The organism is Micromonospora sp. NPDC093244, assembly GCF_040683695.1.
Taxonomy (GTDB): domain Bacteria; phylum Actinomycetota; class Actinomycetes; order Mycobacteriales; family Micromonosporaceae; genus Micromonospora.
The window spans coordinates 1,644,405-1,661,427 of the sequence record NZ_JBFBEO010000002.1 but is presented as its reverse complement, the minus strand read 5'-3'; the positions used below and the strand labels follow the sequence as shown (position 1 = coordinate 1,661,427).

At 70.4% G+C, this 17,023-nt stretch carries 12 protein-coding genes; 6 read left to right on the top strand and 6 right to left on the bottom strand.

The genetic code is table 11. From position 1 onward, the window contains the following. Positions 1 to 2: 2 nt before the first annotated feature. The 5 genes from AB0N27_RS17985 to AB0N27_RS17965 all read right to left on the bottom strand — a co-directional run bounded on the left by AB0N27_RS17985 (position 3) and on the right by AB0N27_RS17965 (position 6,029). Complete coding sequence (locus tag AB0N27_RS17985; protein ID WP_139586432.1) at positions 3 to 431, bottom strand: molybdenum cofactor biosynthesis protein MoaE; 429 nt, start codon at positions 429 to 431, stop codon at positions 3 to 5. Beyond that, a complete protein-coding gene (locus AB0N27_RS17980) occupies positions 428 to 1,684 on the bottom strand; it encodes a molybdopterin molybdotransferase MoeA (protein WP_364370274.1) in 1,257 nt (418 codons plus the stop codon). Before AB0N27_RS17980 ends, AB0N27_RS17985 begins: the two co-directional genes overlap by 4 nt. A gap of 53 nt (positions 1,685 to 1,737) precedes the next feature. Further along, on the bottom strand, positions 1,738 to 2,208 hold the full coding sequence (locus AB0N27_RS17975) for a MogA/MoaB family molybdenum cofactor biosynthesis protein (protein ID WP_364370271.1): 471 nt from the start codon (positions 2,206 to 2,208) through the stop codon (positions 1,738 to 1,740). Continuing rightward, positions 2,205 to 2,696: a cyclic pyranopterin monophosphate synthase MoaC gene (moaC, locus tag AB0N27_RS17970; RefSeq protein WP_364370268.1), complete on the bottom strand. Its 492-nt coding sequence runs from the start codon at positions 2,694 to 2,696 to the stop codon at positions 2,205 to 2,207. Before moaC ends, AB0N27_RS17975 begins: the two co-directional genes overlap by 4 nt. Positions 2,697 to 2,963: 267 nt before the next feature. Then, the gene (locus AB0N27_RS17965; RefSeq protein WP_364370265.1) at positions 2,964 to 6,029 is read right to left on the bottom strand and encodes a BTAD domain-containing putative transcriptional regulator; all 3,066 of its coding nucleotides are present in this window, start codon (positions 6,027 to 6,029) and stop codon (positions 2,964 to 2,966) included. 511 nt (positions 6,030 to 6,540) lie between these two features. On the opposite strand from AB0N27_RS17965, the gene AB0N27_RS17960 reads away from it, so the two are divergent. The 5 genes from AB0N27_RS17960 (at position 6,541) to AB0N27_RS17940 (ending at position 12,304) form a co-directional block, all read left to right on the top strand. After that, on the top strand, positions 6,541 to 9,054 hold the full coding sequence (locus AB0N27_RS17960) for a bifunctional diguanylate cyclase/phosphodiesterase (RefSeq protein WP_364370262.1): 2,514 nt from the start codon (positions 6,541 to 6,543) through the stop codon (positions 9,052 to 9,054). Positions 9,055 to 9,112: 58 nt separating this feature from the next. Beyond that, the gene (locus tag AB0N27_RS17955) at positions 9,113 to 10,450 is read left to right on the top strand and encodes a glycosyltransferase family 87 protein (RefSeq protein ID WP_364370259.1); all 1,338 of its coding nucleotides are present in this window, start codon (positions 9,113 to 9,115) and stop codon (positions 10,448 to 10,450) included. Between the two features lie 41 nt (positions 10,451 to 10,491). Continuing rightward, entirely contained in the window at positions 10,492 to 11,124 is a 633-nt protein-coding gene (locus AB0N27_RS17950; RefSeq protein ID WP_364370256.1) for a phosphoribosyltransferase family protein, read from the top strand. Between the two features lie 19 nt (positions 11,125 to 11,143). Beyond that, positions 11,144 to 11,521 (top strand): zf-TFIIB domain-containing protein, encoded by a 378-nt coding sequence (locus tag AB0N27_RS17945; RefSeq protein WP_357984693.1) that lies wholly within the window; start codon positions 11,144 to 11,146, stop codon positions 11,519 to 11,521. 105 nt (positions 11,522 to 11,626) lie between these two features. Continuing rightward, on the top strand, positions 11,627 to 12,304 hold the full coding sequence (locus tag AB0N27_RS17940) for a maleylpyruvate isomerase N-terminal domain-containing protein (RefSeq protein ID WP_364370252.1): 678 nt from the start codon (positions 11,627 to 11,629) through the stop codon (positions 12,302 to 12,304). Positions 12,305 to 12,322: 18 nt separating this feature from the next. On the opposite strand, the gene AB0N27_RS17935 is transcribed toward AB0N27_RS17940, so the two are convergent. Beyond that, the gene (locus AB0N27_RS17935; RefSeq protein WP_364370249.1) at positions 12,323 to 15,019 is read right to left on the bottom strand and encodes a replicative DNA helicase; all 2,697 of its coding nucleotides are present in this window, start codon (positions 15,017 to 15,019) and stop codon (positions 12,323 to 12,325) included. 380 nt (positions 15,020 to 15,399) lie between these two features. On the opposite strand from AB0N27_RS17935, the gene AB0N27_RS17930 reads away from it, so the two are divergent. Further along, positions 15,400 to 16,947, top strand: a complete 1,548-nt coding sequence (locus AB0N27_RS17930) for a hypothetical protein (protein WP_364370246.1) — start codon at positions 15,400 to 15,402, stop codon at positions 16,945 to 16,947. Positions 16,948 to 17,023 lie beyond the last annotated feature (76 nt).

The following is a 17,023-nucleotide window of genomic DNA, read 5'->3' as shown; positions in this document are numbered from 1 at the left end:
GATCAGGGGCAGTTGACCCATTCCTCGGTGCCGTCGGCGAAGACCTGCCGCTTCCAGATCGGCAGCCGGGCCTTGGCCTCGTCGACGAGTCGGGCGCACGCGGCGAAGGCCGCCGCGCGGTGCGCGGTGCTCACCGCGGCGACAAGCGCCACGTCACCGATGGCCAGCGGCCCGACGCGGTGTGACACCGCCACCGCGTAGACGTCGGGGTCGGCCGCGATTTCGGCGGCCACCTCGCGTAGCACCTGCACGGCGCTCGGATGGCCCTCGTACTCCAGGCTCACCACGGGTCGGCCGTGGTCGTGGTCGCGGACCACGCCCTGGAAGGAGACAACCGCGCCGGCCCGGCGGTCGGCGACGGCCGCCTCGTGCGCGGCGAGGTCGAGCGGCTGGTCGGTGACCTCGCCGAAGGTGATGGCCGGCGCGGTCACGACGCACGCTCCCCGGGCAGCAGCGGCAACGGCACGATCGGCACCCGGTCGCCCGCGGCGGCACTGGTGCCCGGCCTGATGACGGCGAACCCGTCCGCGCCGGCCAGCCCCCGCAGCATCGCCGAGCCGACGTGCCGCACCGGGAACGCGGTGCCGGTCAGCCGGTCCACACGGACCAACGCCAGGTGGGTGTGGTCACCGCGACCGGGCACCGCCTCGGCCAGTGTGACCTGCGGCAGCACCGGCATCGGGCGGCCCTGGAGGCCGGCGAGCAGCGGGGCGACAAGCGACACCAACGCGACGATCGCGGACTGCGGGTTGCCCGGCAGCCCGGCCACGAACCGGACCCGTCCGTCGTCACCGACGAGGCGGGCCAGCAGCATCGGGAAGCCCGGCCGCACGGCCACCGTGTTGACCACGTAGTCGGCGCCGAGCGCCTGCAACGTCGGGTGCAGGTGGTCGACCGGCCCGTTCATCGTGCCGCCCGTGGTGCAGACCAGATCGGCGCTGGCCAGAGCGGCGCGCAGCGCCGCCACGTGTGCGGGCAGCGTGTCGGCCACCGGGCCCACCACGTCCGCCGCCCGCACCTGGCAGCCGTACCGGCGCAGCCACCCCGGCACCGCCGGCCCCAGCGCGTCCCGGACCCGACCGGCCGCGGGCGGACCCGCCGTGAGCAGCTCGTCGCCGAACACCAGCAGCGCGGCGCGCGGCGCCCGCCGGACCCGCAGCGCGTCATGCCCGCAGGAAGCCGCCAGGCCGATCACCGCCGGGTCGATCGGCGTGCCGACCGGCAACAGCTCCTCATCGGCGTACGCCTCCTCGCCCGGCTGCCGCCACTCCGGTGTCGACCGGGGAGTGCCGCGCACCAGGCCGTCGGCGACGGTCGACTCCTCCACGCGCAGCACCGCAGTGGCGCCCTCGGGCACCATGGCGCCGGTGGCGATCTCGACTGTCGTGTCGTCCTCGGTGAGCGGCGCCGGGGTGTTGCCGGCCAGCACCCGACCGACGACGCGCCACGGGCCGGCGCCGCGCACCGCCCAGCCGTCAACGCTCGAGGTGGGGAAGGCGGGCAGGTCGGTGCGGGTGGTCAACGGCTCTGCCAGGGTCGACCCGTCGGTGTCGGCCAGCGGTCGGGCGACCACGGGGAGCGCGGCGGCCAGGCCGACGGCGTACACCCGGGATCGCGCCTCCTCCCAGCCGGCCGGCGGGGGAGCGGCGACCCGGTCCGTGGTTGGTGCCGTTTCCGTACTCACCGGCCGAGCCTATCGGGACGCGCCGACACCCGTCGGCGCCTGGCACGGACCGGTCAGTGGTCGCCGCCGCGAAGCTGGTCGACTGTGTGCCCGAGGATCGGACCGAGCACGGCCAGCCCGTCGCGCGCGCCACCTGTCGAGCCCGGCAGGTTGACCACGAGCATCCGGCCGGCCACCCCGGCCAGCCCTCGGGACAGCACCGAGGTGGGCACCCGGTCCCGGCTGTGGGCGCGGATGGCCTCGGCGATGCCGGGGATCTCGTAGTCGAGCAGACCCCGGGTCACGTCGGGCGTCCGGTCCGACGGGGTGACGCCGGTGCCGCCGCTTGTCAGCACCACGTCGACGCCGTCGGCGACCGCCGCCCGCAGGGCCACGCCTACCGGTTCGCCGTCGGGCACCACCACCGGCTCGTCGACCTCGCACCCCAGCTCACGGAGGCCGGCCACGAGCAGCGGCCCGCTGGTGTCGGCGTAGACACCTGCCGAAGCACGGTTGGACGCGACGATGACCCGGGCCCGGATCACGACCGGTCCTCCGGTCGAACCCACTCGCCGGTCTTGCCGCCCTCCTTGCGCAGCACCCGGACCGCCTCCACGGAGGCCGCGGGATCGACCGCCTTGACCATGTCGATCAGGGCGAGACCGGCGACGGCGACGGCGGTGAGCGCCTCCATCTCGACGCCCGTCCGGTCGGCCGTGCGCGCGGTGGCCGTGATCTCGACGGTGTCGGCGGTCAACAGCAGGTCGACGGTGACGCCGTGCAGGGCGATCGGGTGGCAGAGCGGAATCAGATCGGCTGTGCGCTTGGCGCCCATAATCCCGGCCAACCGACCCACCGCCAGCGCGTCACCCTTGGGCAACCCGTCGCGGTGCAGCAGGTCGATGACCTCGGGCGTGGTGCGCAGGCGGCCAGCCGCGACGGCCATCCGGCCACTCACCGGCTTGGCGGAGACGTCGACCATGCGGGCCGCGCCGGCGCGGTCGACGTGGCTGAGCTGGGCGGGTTCGGTCACGGCCGTGAGCCTATCGGGACGGTACGACGTCCACCTGTTCGGAAAGGAGCGGCGCCCGACAGCCAACCACGCCGGGTGCTGCGGCGCAGGGACGCAGGCACCGCTCCTCCCTCACCACCCGCAGCCGAAGTCGCTGGGGGGACCCGGCTGCGGGCGCGTGTCGACGACCCGGTTCTGCCCACGGGCAGAACCTCCCCCGTTCGCCGCTACGGCCGAAGAAGCTACCGGGGGTGGCGATAAGAAATCGATAAGAGCCGTACGGGCAGGTCAGTGGACGTTCACGGCGGTGGTGCCCAGCTCCGCGAGGCGACGCTCGACCTCGAAGCGCTCCGGCACCCCCATCCGCCGGAAGATCGCCAGCGCCCGCTCCCAGTGCCGGCGTGCCTCCGCCCGGTCGGTACGGGCGAAGTGCTCGGCCAGGCCGGCAAGCGCACGGCCCTGCTCGTACGGGTTGGAGATCCGCCCCGCAAGCCGAAGCCCTTCACGGAGAGCATCCGATCCTGCGGCCAGCTCCCCCGTCGCCAGCAGCGTCATGCCCAGATCGTTGAGTGCGGCGCACTGTGCATGCCGCTCGCCCGAGTCGTTCGCCAACTCGAAGGCGGCCTCGTGCTGCCGCCTGGCCAGATCCAGCTGTCCCAGCCCTCGATAGGCGGCACCAAGGGTGTTCCGCGCCTCGGCTTCGCCGTACCGGTGCCCGGTACGGCGAAACAGCGCCAGCGAGGAACTCAACAAGATCACAGCTCGCCTGAACTGTCCGAGCCGTACGCGTACCGCCGCGAGATGGCTCAGGGCGTTCGCCAGGTGGTAGTAGTCCTGTTTCAGCCGAGCCTGGAACAGGTGGTGCCGGTGGACCGTCATGGCCTCGTCCCAGCGACCGAGCGAGGCCAACGCGAGGCCCAGGTTCGGCAGGGCCAGTGGTACGCGGTTGTCGTAGAGTCCGCCGGCGAGGCTCTGCCGCCCCAGGGCCACAGCCTCCTCGAGATTGCCGCTCAGCCAGTTGACGACACTCAGATTCGCGCGAAGCTTGGCCAACTCCCGCACGTCGTCTGTCGCCTGGAACAGCGCGATCGCCGCGTGGAGATGGTCGGACGCGGACCGGTGGGAGCCGGTCTTCGCCAAGGCCGATGCGAGGTAGTTGTGCATTGTGCCGATCGCCCGTTGGTGGACGATGATCTTCGCCGAGGCAAGCCCCAACTCCTGGGTGTACAGGATGTCGTCGAAGTAGCCGCGCACGTACAAGAAGCGCCAGAGCACCCGGGACAGCTTCCATACGTGGTGGTGGAGCTCGTACGCCGCGCCGAGGCCCACGAGCATCGCCAGGTTAATGCGCTCCCGTTCGAGCCATTCGACACCAGCGATGATGTCGGGGCCGGTGAGATCCGGACGCGAGAACAGCCCAGGATCGACCTCTCCACGGACATCGACGGCCTGATGTAGTTCCTTGGCGGCTTCGAGGGAGGCATGGAGCGCGAAGTCCAGTAATCGCCGCACTGCCGTCCTGGTGGCCTCTGGGCCGTCCGCCGCCAGCAACTGCGCGCGCGAATACTGACGTAGGAGGTTGTGCAGCCGGTACCGGCCCCCTTCGATCTCCTCGACCAGGTGCCGATCGACCAGATCGTCGAGCAGTTCGACGGCAGCGGCGCGAGGCAGATCGAGCAGAGCCGCGACCATCTCCGCGCTGTACTGGCCCGCGTGGATGCTCAACAGACGAAAGGCACGCTTCGCCTGCTCCGGAATCGGCTCGTACGACGCCGCGAAGGCTCGCGCTAGAGTCCGGTCACCCACGTGGAGCTGGTCGACCGACGGCGGCTCTGCGGCCAGCAGCGCGGCGAGGTCCGAGACCCGTCGTGCGGGGCGATGCGCAAGTCGGGACCCGGCGAGTCGAATCGCCAGCGGGAGATAACCACAACGGCGGACGACCTCGGCGGCCGCATCCGGCTCCGACGCCACCCTCTCGATGCCGCCACTCTGCGACAGCAGCGCCATCCCTTCGGCGAGGGTCATCAGAGGCAGCGACTCAGGCGGGCCAACGTCCAGGTCAGCCAGTCGTCGACGGGACGTCACGAGGACCGCGGCACCCGGTGCGGTTGGTAGCAGGGGGAGTATCTGGCTGCTGTCGGCAACGTTGTCGAGGACGACGACGACTCTTCTGGCTGCCAGTTCCCGACGCCACAACTCGACGCGATGATCCAAGTCGGCAGGAATGCGGCCACCTGGCACACCCAACTGTCGGAGCAGGGTGAAGAGCGCCGTGAACGGCTCGATGGCCTCTTCGTCCCCGTGCCCCTGTAGGTCGATGAAGAGTTGCGCGTCGCGGTACTTCGGGGCGAGCTTGCGCGCCACATGGAGAGCAACTGTCGTTTTTCCGCTTCCCGCCATCCCGTCAACCACAAGTACCGCGGACGCACGGCCCTCCACCCGGCTGACGTGACTGAGCAGACGGCTGACGCACTCCTTCCGGCCGACGAACTCGATCACCGTTCTGGGAAGCCAGTCGGCAGCGGCCCGCTCACCAGTGATCCCCGGGCCGCTCGCGGACCGCAGACGGTCTTCGTCGTGGCTGGACACGCCAGTCCGGTTCGGCCCTCGCACCCGACCCAGTTCAGCCTCGTACAGTGCCTGTATCTCCGCCCCAGGCTCAACTCCGAGCTGATCATGCAGCACGTGGCGCGCCTCGTGATACGCCTCGACCAGTCCGGCCGTGTCACCGTTGCGCTGAAGAACTCGCATCAGGAGCAACCGAGCGGATTCCCGTAACGGATGCTCGGCGATCAGCCGCCGCAGTAACGGCACCGCCCGCCCTGCGCGACCTTGCTGCGACTGAAGATCGGCGAGGAGTTCGACCGCGAGAGCCCGCTCCTCCTCTATCGCGACACGCTGAGTCGCCAGTACGGGGCCGAGCGTCATTCCTGCGAGTACCGATCCCCTCCACTCCGACATGGCCCGTTCCAGAACGGCCTCGGCCCGGTCGAGTTCACCTTCCGCGACGAGCTTCCGGGAATGGTGATGATCTGCCATGAAACGGAAAGAGTCGATCGTCTCTGTCGGCAGCTCCAATCGATAACCGCTGCCCTCTCTCACCAGAGCGCCGCGTCCCTCGTCAGTCGCGTCGAACGTACGGCGCAGGCTTGCGGCGTACGTGCGAATATTGGGTAGCGCTGATCGAGGGGGGTTCGCACCCCACAACTCATCGACCAGCTCGTCGGGAGTGACGAGCCGGCCCGGATGCAGCGCGAACATGGCAAGCACAGTGCGTTGCTTCGGGGTCCCCAACCCCTGCCGCTCTCCCGAGATGAGCAGCGAAAGGCCGCCAAGTACTCGAATCTCCACCATCCCTCGGCCCCCCAGCCTTGAGGGTGATCTCATCGGGCCCACCATAACCACCACGAGCTTCCGCGAGCGGACCGCCAACCCACTCCGAGGTGAGGTGCACCTCTGACCGAAGCCGGCGCCTGGTTAACCGAATCGGCGGATGAGGTGCGACGATCCAGTACCGACACTGGTGGTTGCGGCTCACGCAACCGATCACCCAGCGACATTCTGCGACGGCGAAGCTGCCCTACGAAAGCAGCTGGACGCTCTCCGCACCGAAGTGCGAACAGAATGTCACTAATCGGCACCGAATTAACTAATAATGGTGATACCGACATTTATCAGCCCTAACCGGGGCCTACTCCACTTAAGCTCCCTTCATGGATCCGGTTCCCCAACAAGTTGGGTAGCCGAACGAAAGAAAGGAGTAGGTGAAATGCGCGGTAACGAGTGGGGCTGACATCGACGCGGGACTTCCGCGTCACACAGAGGTATGGTTCGAGCACGATAGGCGTGGTCATCCGGGAGTTGAGTGACCTCTTCACGACGGCGCGAGAGCGAGACCGAGCGACGGCTACGGCCGCTCGTCGGTCTCCTCGTCGTTGCCGCCACGTTCGTTACGCTCGCCGCCCTGCGAGTGATCCTGACCTCCGGGCCGGAAGCGGTACCTGACGTCGCGACTCTCGTGACCCTCACTTTCATGATCACCGTCGGGGCCTTCGTCAAGGCACGTGTCCGCGTGCGCTCCACCGTGCATCTGATCAGTTGGAGCGAAGCGGCAATCGTCATAGCGGCTGCCATCGCGCCGATGTCCTGGTTGATCGTCTGTACCTGCGTCGGCATCACGCTCGCCTCCGTCCGCCTGCCGACGATCAAGCTGACCTTCGGCGTCAGCAAGAACATCCTTGTCGCGGCTGGTGCAGGCCTGACGTTCACGGTGCTCGACTGGACCTGGCCCACGATGGACGCCCCGCAGCTGGTGGGAATCCTGGCTTTCGCGTACCTTTCGGCTGCTCTGCTGGACGAGACATTGGCAATCCCGGTCATCGCCCTAGCGTCCGGAAGCAAGATTTCATCGCAGTTCAAGAGCAACCTGGACCTCCGGCTTGCCGGGTACGGGGTCCGGTTCGTGGTGGCCGCGATCACCCTGCTCATCCTCCAGGCGGAACCCCGCCTCCTCCTCGCCGTCCCGCCCCTGGTCCTGAGCCTGCACCTCGCCTACTCCGCGCGCATCCGGGGCCGCACCGAACAGCAGGCGTGGCAACGGCTCGCCCGCACCACCGACGCGCTAAACGTGGTCGACCTGGACGAGGTCCTGACCACCGCCGTCACCCAGGCCGCCGAATTGTTCTCCGCCGACGAGGTCGAGATCGAGCTGCGCGACGGCGGCCGCACCGTACGCGGCGGCACGGGCGGACTCTCCTTCGACGGCCCGACCGGCGCAACCACCGAGGTGAACGCCACAGTCATCCCGGCCCCTCTGGAAGGCCACGACCGCTCCGTCGACGTCGGCGTGCTGCGGCTGCGTTTCCGGGGACCGGTGCAGCTCTCCGAGCGGGAGCAGTACACGCTGCGCACCTTCGCGTCCGCGCTCTGCACCGCCGTCCGCAACGCCCAGGCGTACGCCGAACTGGCCCGGGTCGCCGAAGAGCACGCGTACGCCGCCACTCATGACGCGCTCACCGACCTGGCGAACCGTAGGCATCTGCTCGACCAGGGCACCGAGCAGTTGAGCGCGCGGCACGCCGACGGCGTCACCGCGCTGGTGTTGATCGACCTCAACCACTTCAAGGAGGTCAACGACACCCTCGGGCACGCCGCCGGTGACCAGGTGCTGGTACAGGTCGCCGATCGGTTGAGCACAGCCGCCCAGTCCAGCGATCTCGTGGCGCGCCTCGGCGGCGACGAGTTCGCCGTACTCCTGCGCGGGCTGCCTGCCCCGGCGGTGGCCGCACACCGCGCGGAGACGCTGCTCGCCGCGCTGCACGAGCCGTTCGAGCTGGACGGCATGCGGATCAGCGTCGAGGCCAGCGGGGGCATCTCCGTCGCGCCGACCAGCGGCGGCATGCCCGAGCTGCTGCGCCGCGCCGACGTAGCGATGTACCAGGCGAAGCGCGCCGGGCTGCGGATCTCCACGTACGCCCCGGCGCGGGACACCGCCGACCTGGGCCGCCTCACTCTCGGCGGTGACCTGCCGCGGGCGGTCGAGGACCACGAGTTCGTCGTCAACTTCCAGCCGATCGTCGACCTGGGCACCGGCGAGGTGACAAGCGCCGAGGCCCTGGCTCGCTGGCACCACCCCACCCACGGCATGATCGACCCGCTGCGGTTCCTGGAGGCGGTGGAACGCTCCGGGCTGCTGCCGGCGTTCGCCGAGGCGATCCTCGACCAGGCGTTGACAGCTGCGGGCAGTTGGCGCGACGCGGGCTTCGACGTACCGGTCGCGGTCAACGTGTCGCCGCGCAGCCTCCTCGACGCGCGTTTCCCAGGTTCGGTGCTGGCCCGCCTGCGCGCCCACGACCTTCCACCGGACCGGCTGGTGCTGGAGTTGACCGAGACTCTGACGCTCAGCCAGCTCGACGTGGTCGACCGGGTGCTGAGCCGGCTCCGCGAGGAGGGCGTACGGCTGGCGTTGGACGACTTCGGCACCGGTTACTCGTCCCTCTCCCTGCTCTCCCGGATCCCCGTGCACGAACTCAAGATCGACCGCAGCTTCGTCACGACCATGGAGAGTTCGGCCGAGGCCGCCGCCGTCATCCGTTCCACCCTCGACCTGGGCCGCAGCCTCGACCTGGACGTGGTCGCCGAGGGCGTGGAGAGCGAGCCGCAGCGCCGCGCCCTCTGGGAGTTGGGCTGCGTCGCCGGCCAGGGGCACCTGTTCGCGCGGCCGATGCCGGCCGGCACTCTCCTGGCGGCCCTGCAACGCGGCTCGGGCGGTCGACCGGGTGCCCTGGCCGCCCCGCTGCACGACGCCGGGGCGGTGATCCGGCTGAACCAGACCCGCCGCCAGGCCGGGCGCAACAGGCTCCCGCACCTCCCCGCCTGACCGGGCACCGGCCTGCGGGAGTGACGTGGGCGCAGCCTGGTCTGCCAAACTGTCGCCCGTGACCGCCGACGACCCGACCGCCCGCCGCTGGCACTGGCGGGCACTCGACACCGCCGCCGGCGGGCTCGCCCTCGACCTCGGCCTCTACGCCGTCTCCGCCCTCTTCGCCGCGATCACCGCCGTCACCTCGACGCTGCTGCCGCACCGCGCGTGGGGGGCCGTCGCAGCCGTCGGCTACCTGGTCGCGGCACTGGCGGTGGTCGTCCAGCTCCTGCTGCGCCGGCGCACCCCCACCTCCCGGCTCGCCGGACTCCCCGCCCGGTGGACGGTCACCGCCCTCACCTGGTTGAGCACCGCACTGCTGCCGGTCATCTGGCAGAGCGTCGAGCGCACTGCCGGCCGCACGGACCGGGCCCAGGAGGAGGTGCTGGTCGTGGAGCACGCGGGCACCCGCCTGCTGGAGCACGGCACCCCCTACCTCGGGCCCGACGCCATCGCCGCCCTCCCGCCCGGCGAACAACTGCTCGGCTACACCCCGTACCAGCCGGGCATGGCCCTGTTCGGCCTGCCCAGAGCACTGATCGACACCTGGTGGACCGACGCCCGGGTCTGGTTCGCGGTGGGCACCGCGCTGGCGCTCGCCCTGGCGGTGCTCGCCCTGCGCGGAAAACCCGCAGCCAACCGGAAGACCGGCACGGGAAACCGCCGGGACGCCGCGCTGCTCCGCGCCGTACAGGCCGCCACCGTCCTGCCGATCTGCGCCCTCACCCTCGCCACCGGCGGCGACGACCTACCCGTACTCGCGCTCTGCCTGCTGGCCCTCGCGTTCGCCGCCGCCGACCGGCCCGGCCTGGCCGGCATCGCGGTCGGCCTGGCCGGCGCACTCAAGCTGTTCGCGTGGCCGGTCGCCCTCGTCCTGATCGTCTGGGGCCTCACCCGGCGGGCCGGCGCGCGGGTCGCCGCCGGCGCGATCGGCCTGCCCGTCGCCGCGCTGGTCCCGGCCCTGCTTGTCGACCGCGACGCACTTGTCGAGAACGTCCTGCGCTTCCCCCTCGGCCACGGCCTGGTGACCAGTCCGGCGCAGTCCCCGTTCCCCGGCCACCTGATCGCCTCGGCACTGCCCGCCGGCCGGATCATCGCCGCCGCCCTGCTGGTCGCGGTCGGCGTGGCCATCGCCGTCCGGCTCGCCCGCCGACCGCCCCGCACGGCCGTCACCACGGCGCTGATCTGCGGGTACGGGCTACTCGCCGCCATCGTCCTGATGCCCTCGACCCGGTTCGGCTACCTGCTGTACCCGCTCGCCCTGCTCGCCTGGGCACCCGCCCTGCACCGCCGCGCCGACACGTCGAGTGCCTCCGCGCCCGGTGAGCTGTCCGGTCGGGCCACTTCGGCGTAACTGCCGGGCGCGATCCCACCTCAGGGCGTAGACCTGAAGGCATGACCACGTACCGTGACCGCGCCGACGCGGGCCAGGTGCTCGCCGAGCGACTCACCGGACTCATCGGCGACCCCGACGTCGTCGTCCTCGGCCTCGTCCGCGGCGGCGTACCCGTCGCGCGTGTCGTCGCCGAACGACTCGGCGCACCACTCGACGTGCTCGTAGTCCGCAAGCTCGGCATGCCGTGGGCCCGCGAGGTCGCCTTCGGCGCCCTCGGTCCGGGCGGCGTGCAGGTCCTCAACGACGCGGTGGCCAGCCGACTCAGCGGCGACGACATCGCCGAGGTCAGACACCGCGAACAGACCGAGTTGGAGCGCCGGGAACGCCTCTACCGCGCCGGGCGGCCCCCGCTGGCCCTCGCCGGGCGGATCGCGGTCATCGTCGACGACGGCCTGGCCACCGGGGCGACCGCACGTGCCGCCGTCGAGGTCGTCCGCCAGCTCGGCGCCCGCCGCGTGGTGGTCGCCGTCCCGGTCGGCGCCCAGGAGGCGTACGAGCTGCTCGCCGCCGAGGCCGACCAGGTCGTCTGCGCCCAACGCCCCGCCGACTTCGGCGCGGTGAGCGTCTACTACGACGACTTCCACGAGGTGTCCGACGAAGAGGTCACCGAGGCGCTCACAGCAACCGCGTAGGTGGACCAGGTACCGTCGGGTGATGAGTCTCACCTGTCCCAAGTGCCACGGAGAAATGCGTCAGTACGAGCGCAGCGGTGTCGTCATCGACCAGTGCGGGGAGTGCCGGGGCATCTTCCTGGACCGCGGCGAGCTGGAGAAGCTGTTCGAGGCGGAGGCCAACTGGAGCCGTCAGCAGGCCGGCGGCCCGCCCCCGGCGCCGATGCAGCAGCCCGGTGGTTACCCGCCCGGCCAGCACCAGCCCGGCTACGGCGCTGTCCCCCCGCCGCCGCCCCCGCCGCCCGCCCACGGCTACCCGCCGGCGCCCGCGTACGGCCACCAGCAGCAGCACCACGGCTACCACGGGCACTACCGGCAGAAGAAGCGCAAGGGCTTCCTCGACGAGATGTTCGGCTGAGCCGGACCGGCACCACCCCGCCCGGGCCGAACCGCGCGTCGGCCCGGGCGCTTCGTTCGCCGGGAACTGTTGGCGGGTGCCGCCGCCCGTGCGAGGCTGCACCGCATGACCCCGATCCGGGCGGAGCAGGCGCTGGCTCAGGCGTACGACGGAATCACCGCAACTGTCGACGGCCTGGACGACGCCGCCCTGCAACGCGCCACCCGGTGTCGCGGGTGGCTCGTCGCGGACCTGCTTCTGCACGTCCTCGGTGACGCCCAGCGCGCCCTGGTGGCACTGGCCAGTCCCGTCGACGGCCCCGCCGACACCGACGACGTGAGCTACTGGCGCGGCTTCCCCGGCGACGACGACGAGGCGGCCCGGCACGCCTGGTGGGTACGCCGCTCGGCCGCCGCGTTCGACAGTCCCACCGGGATCGTCCGGCTGTGGGCGGAAACCGCGCCGGCCGCGGTCCGCGCTGCCACGTCAGCCGACCCGACCGGGTACGTGACCACGCAGGGGCACGTGCTGCGGGTACCCGACTTCCTCGCCACCCTGACCACCGAAGCCGTCGTCCACCACCTGGACATCACGAAGGAACTGCCCGACGCACCGGCACCCGGCCCACTGGCGGTACGCGTCGCCGTGGCCACCATGGACGGGCTGCTCAGCCACGACGCCGTCCGCCCGGCCTCGTGGGACGACACCGAATTCCTTCTCAAAGCCACCGGGCGGATACCGCTCAACGACCGCGATCGGCTGGAACTGGGCGAGTCGGCGGGCTGGTTTCCCCTGCTGGGCTGACCCGCCGGCCAGGATTCCTCAGCCGATGGCCATGTCGACGAAGCGGGACAGGTGTAGTTGGGCCGCCACGGTCACCGTGTCGGTAGGGCCATTCCGATGCTTAGCAACAATAAAATCCGCCTCCCCCGCCCGCGGCGACTCCTTGTCGTAGTAGTCGTCGCGGTGCAGAAGGATGACAACGTCAGCGTCCTGCTCGATGGAGTTGTGCGTGGCGATGCCGTTGGCAATGAAATTGTGCTTACCGAGCACGGTCGCGTCGAACACCTCCTGCTCACCGATCGACTCCACGCTCTCAATGGAGTCCCAGAAGATGTCGTTGGTTGCGTGCAGATCCAAGTCGGCAGCGTCGAGGACGCTGGCAATAGCTGCCAGCCGGGAGCGGCTGGGCGCACGCTTCCACAGGGCGCTGCCGCAGAACTGGGTGCCGATCGCCTTTGCGAACTCGCGGTGCGTCATCCCCTGCTCGACCAGGATGTCCTTGACCCTGGCCCACACCTCGCGCGGCACCGTGTCGACGTTGGTGTTGCTCTCCGTCGACTCCAGAGCAGCGAGAAGGGCGGCACAGCCCTCTGACCGCTGCCCGTGGACGCCTATCTCGCGCAGGAACCTCAACTGGTCGTCGCGGCCGGAGACGTCCAACGTGTACTGCGGACGGTGACCGGCCACCGGCACGACCTTCAACCGGGCAGTGATCCCATACCTCAGGAGCAACCGAGAGATGTCCTCAAGCATTCTCCGGCTCGTGGACGCGAAGTAGACGCGCCCTCCGCGACCTGATTTGTTGACGGTCACCGACCCGTCGGTCGCCCACAAATGCCGCAGGAACGTGGTGATCTGCTCCTTGGGGAGACTGAAGAGGGGCGGCGGAAGGAATTTCTCATGTGATCTGAGACCGAAGAGTCCGAAGCCATCCAGCCACTCGGCAATCGGGTTACGCCGGCCGCGAGCCAGTCGGTACGGAGCAGGCAGTCGGAGGGTTGTCACTCTCGCCGCTGCGTAGTCGTCACGGACAGCAGAAATCCCGAAGTGCTTAGCCGCGTCCGATACGGCTTGGAGATTCAGCTCGTCGCAACTCGCGTACCGGATCGGCTGACGCCGAACGAAGGAGCCGTCGCCGAGCAGATGCGCCATCATGACGACCTCCGCTTCTGCCCACGGACGCACGGCCATCGGGGGCGGCAGGTGCCGGGGAGTAGCGATGCGATCGCCTGGTGATAGCTCGCCCAACGGCACCCATCCGGTGAACGCGAGGAACGGGTGGTTGGCGGTAGCGTTGATCTGCTTGCCGGAGGCGAGGGTCAGACGAAATACCTCGCGGGTGCCGCTGGGGAAAACGTGGGTCATGGTGCGAGGGGTGTAGCGAAGACCCTCATCGAGCGCCCAGACCGGGACGTCCTTGGCACCGTTGGCCAGCAGGTCACCGAGTGTGATCTCGCTGTTGTTGTCGGCCCGTATCAGCCGGGTCTCGGCCGTGAGGCAGCCTGATTCACGCAGATCGGACAGCTGGGGGCGCTTGTCAGTGCGCTGCTCGGGGCCACGGTTCAGCTGACTGACCGCGATCACCGGGCACTCGACCTCCTTGGCCAGCAGCTTCAGGCCACGGGAGAGGTCCGCGACCTCCTGCTGCCGGCTCTCGGTGCGCTTCGGCGAGGTCATCAGCTGGAGGTAGTCGACGACGATCATCTTGAGATCGTGTCGCTGCTTGAGCCGGCGGGCCTTGGCCCTGATCTCCATCAGATTCATGCTCGGCGTGTCGTCGACGAACAGCGGCGCCTCGCTGATCTCGCCCATGCACCGGGCCAGCTTGGTCCAGTCGTCGTCGGAGAGTTGCCCGCTGCGCAGCACGTGCAGCGGCACCCGCGCCTCGGCCGAGAGCAGTCGCATGACGATCTCGACCTTGCTCATTTCGAGCGAGAAGATGGCCGCCGCCTGGTTGGCACGAATCGCCGCGTTTCGGGCAAAGTCCATGCTAGCGGTCGATTTGCCCAGACCAGGCCTGCCGGCCACGATGATCAGCTGTCCGGCGTGCAGGCCGTTGAGCAGACGGTCCAGGTCGCTGAAGCCGGTGGGTACGCCTGTCATGACGCCGCCCTGCGCGCCCACCGCCTCGATCTCGTCGAGCGTCGGCTGCAACATGTCGGCCAGGACCGCGAAGTCCTCGCTGACCCGCCGTTCGGTGACGTCGTAGACGGCCTGCTGGGCCAGGTCGACGATGTCGTCGACGTCGCGGCTGCCGCCGTTGGCGGTGCCGTAGCCCAGCTGCACGATCTTGGTGCCTGCCTCCACGAGGCGGCGCAGCACGGCCCGCTCGCTGACGATCCGCGCGTAGTAGGCGGCGTTCGCCGCCGTGGGCACGCTGGCGATGAGGGTGTGCAGGTAGGGCGCGCCGCCGATGCGGGCCAGGTCACCCGAGTCGGTCAGGGCGGCGGCAACGGTGATCGGGTCGGCCGGCTCGCCCCGGCCGTAGATGTCCAGAATGGTGTCGAAGATGGTGGCGTGCACCGGCCGGTAGAAGTCGTTGGTCTTGAGGATCTCGACGACGTCGGCGATGGCGTCCTTGGAGAGCAGCATGCCGCCCAGGACGCACTGCTCGGCGGCGACGTCCTGAGGTGGGGTCTTGTCGAACTGGCCGTCCCGCTGCGCGGGTGGTTGACCTCCGCCGGCTCGTGACTCCGCCCGCATGTCGTCGGTGACCGACACGGGTCCCCCCTCCACTGCGCCGGATCAGTCCCAGCTTCACGCCGGGGTACGACACTTCCGTCCGACCGGGCCGGTCGATCGGGGGCATCGCGCCGGCGGTCGAGGGCCAACCATACGGACCCCGAGGTCAGCGACTCAACAAGGCCGGTGGACGAGCCTCGGGACAACCTGTGGACGCCGGTGGACGAGCATGTGCGCAGCGTGTGCACAGGGTGTGGATAACCGTTGGGGAATTCTCGCCTGCAAGCGTGTGACCTGCGGTTTCGTGGTCCCCAGCCTGTGGAGGGGAATATTTCGGTCGGGACTGGGACACGATCGTCCCGTACTATCTCCAGCGAACGGCTACACCTGGACAGCGGATTACGCTTTCGGTTCAGAAGGGTCACAATCCGGCCGTGAGTTACCGGGACTGGGGACGCGGGGAGGGCAGCCCGCGAGAGGGCCAGCCGACAGCCTCGTGGGGTGAGCGCACGCCGTCCCCTCCGGTCGACCCGTACGACGAGGACGGGCGCTACCGCACCTCCAGCCGTCGGCGCGCGTTGGATCGCGGGCAGGACGAGCCGGTCGACGCGTACCTGCCCCGGTGGGCGCTCGAGTCGGGTGTTCGGCACGCCGACGGCGGTGGCCGGCACGCCGCGCCCGATGACGACGACGAGGACGATCCGCAGTTCGAGCGCCCGAGTTCCGGTGCCGGTTGGGGGCGTACCGAGACGACGAGCACCAGGCGGCAGGTCAGCGAGACGAGTTGGCGGGAGCGTCCGGCGATCGGTGCCGCACCCGAGTCGGACCACACCCGTGAGTGGACGCTCGACCGTCCGCAGGAGCAGGGGTACGCCGGCCGCCGGCGCGCCAACGCGGCGGAGGAGGAGCCCGTGTCGGGCGCGGTCGCGGACAGTCGTCCCCGTCGGGCGCCCGCGGGTCGCCCTCAGGTGATCTGGTCCGGTGGTGATCTGGATGCCGCGCCTGCCGAACCGGCACCCCGCCGGGATGCGAGCCGGCCCACCCGACGCAGCCGTCGCGCGGCGGAGGAGTCGTGGACGCGTCCGGCGGTGGATCCCTGGGAGCGCGGGTCGGAGCGGGCCGCCGAGCCCGAGCCGTCGTACGCGCCGGCTGTGGACCCGTGGGACGCCTCGGGTGTGCACGCGTGGCCCCCGATCGGGGACGCGGACGGCACGGACCTGAGCGGGCAGTGGGCGCAGGCGGAGGGTGTCGGGGGTTGGGAGCGGTCCGACCGTACCGGCCAGTGGGAGCGGTCGGCGGTCGAGGACGACAGTTGGGACCGGACGCTGCCGCCCCGCTCGGAGCGGCCGGCGGCGGCGGAAGGGTGGCCGAGTCGCGACGACGGGTTCTGGTCGGGTACCCGGCTGGCCGGTGACGACCCGCGCTGGATGGATCCGTCGACGTCGGCGCCGAGGTCGCCGGTGGTGGGCTACACCGCGCCGCGTCCGCGTAGCGCGCCCCTGCAGCGGGAGGGGGGCACCCGGGGTCGGGTGGTCCAGCCTCCGGTGGGTACGGCATCGGTCCGCCAGCGGGTGGAGTCGGTGGCGGCGGGCGGTTGGGCTCGGCGCCTGGAGGACGACCTGCTCGACCCGGATCCGGGTGGGTCCTTCCGGCCGATGCTGTACACCGCTGCCTGTTACCTGGTGCCGGCGGTGCTGATCTTCGTCTGGCTGTTGACTCTGGACGGTCTGCCGCCGGCCGGGTGTGTCACCGACATCAGCGGGGGCGGGTGTGACTCGCCCCGGTCGCGGGCGTTGGAGTCGATGCTGGCCGGCTCGCCGCGATTCGGGCTGGCGTTGGTGAGCAGTCTGGTGGTGGCGGCGTTGCTGCGCCGGGTCGGTACGACGTGGCGTTCGGCGACCATCGCTCTCGCCGCCGCTGTGGTGGGCGGTGGCCTCTCCACGGTGCTGATCAGCGCGGTGACGGGGCAGCCGATCGGTTGACCGGTCCGAGCCCGCCTCTCCACGGACATGCGCGAGGGCCCGTACCGATCGATCGGTACGGGCCCTCGTGGTGCTG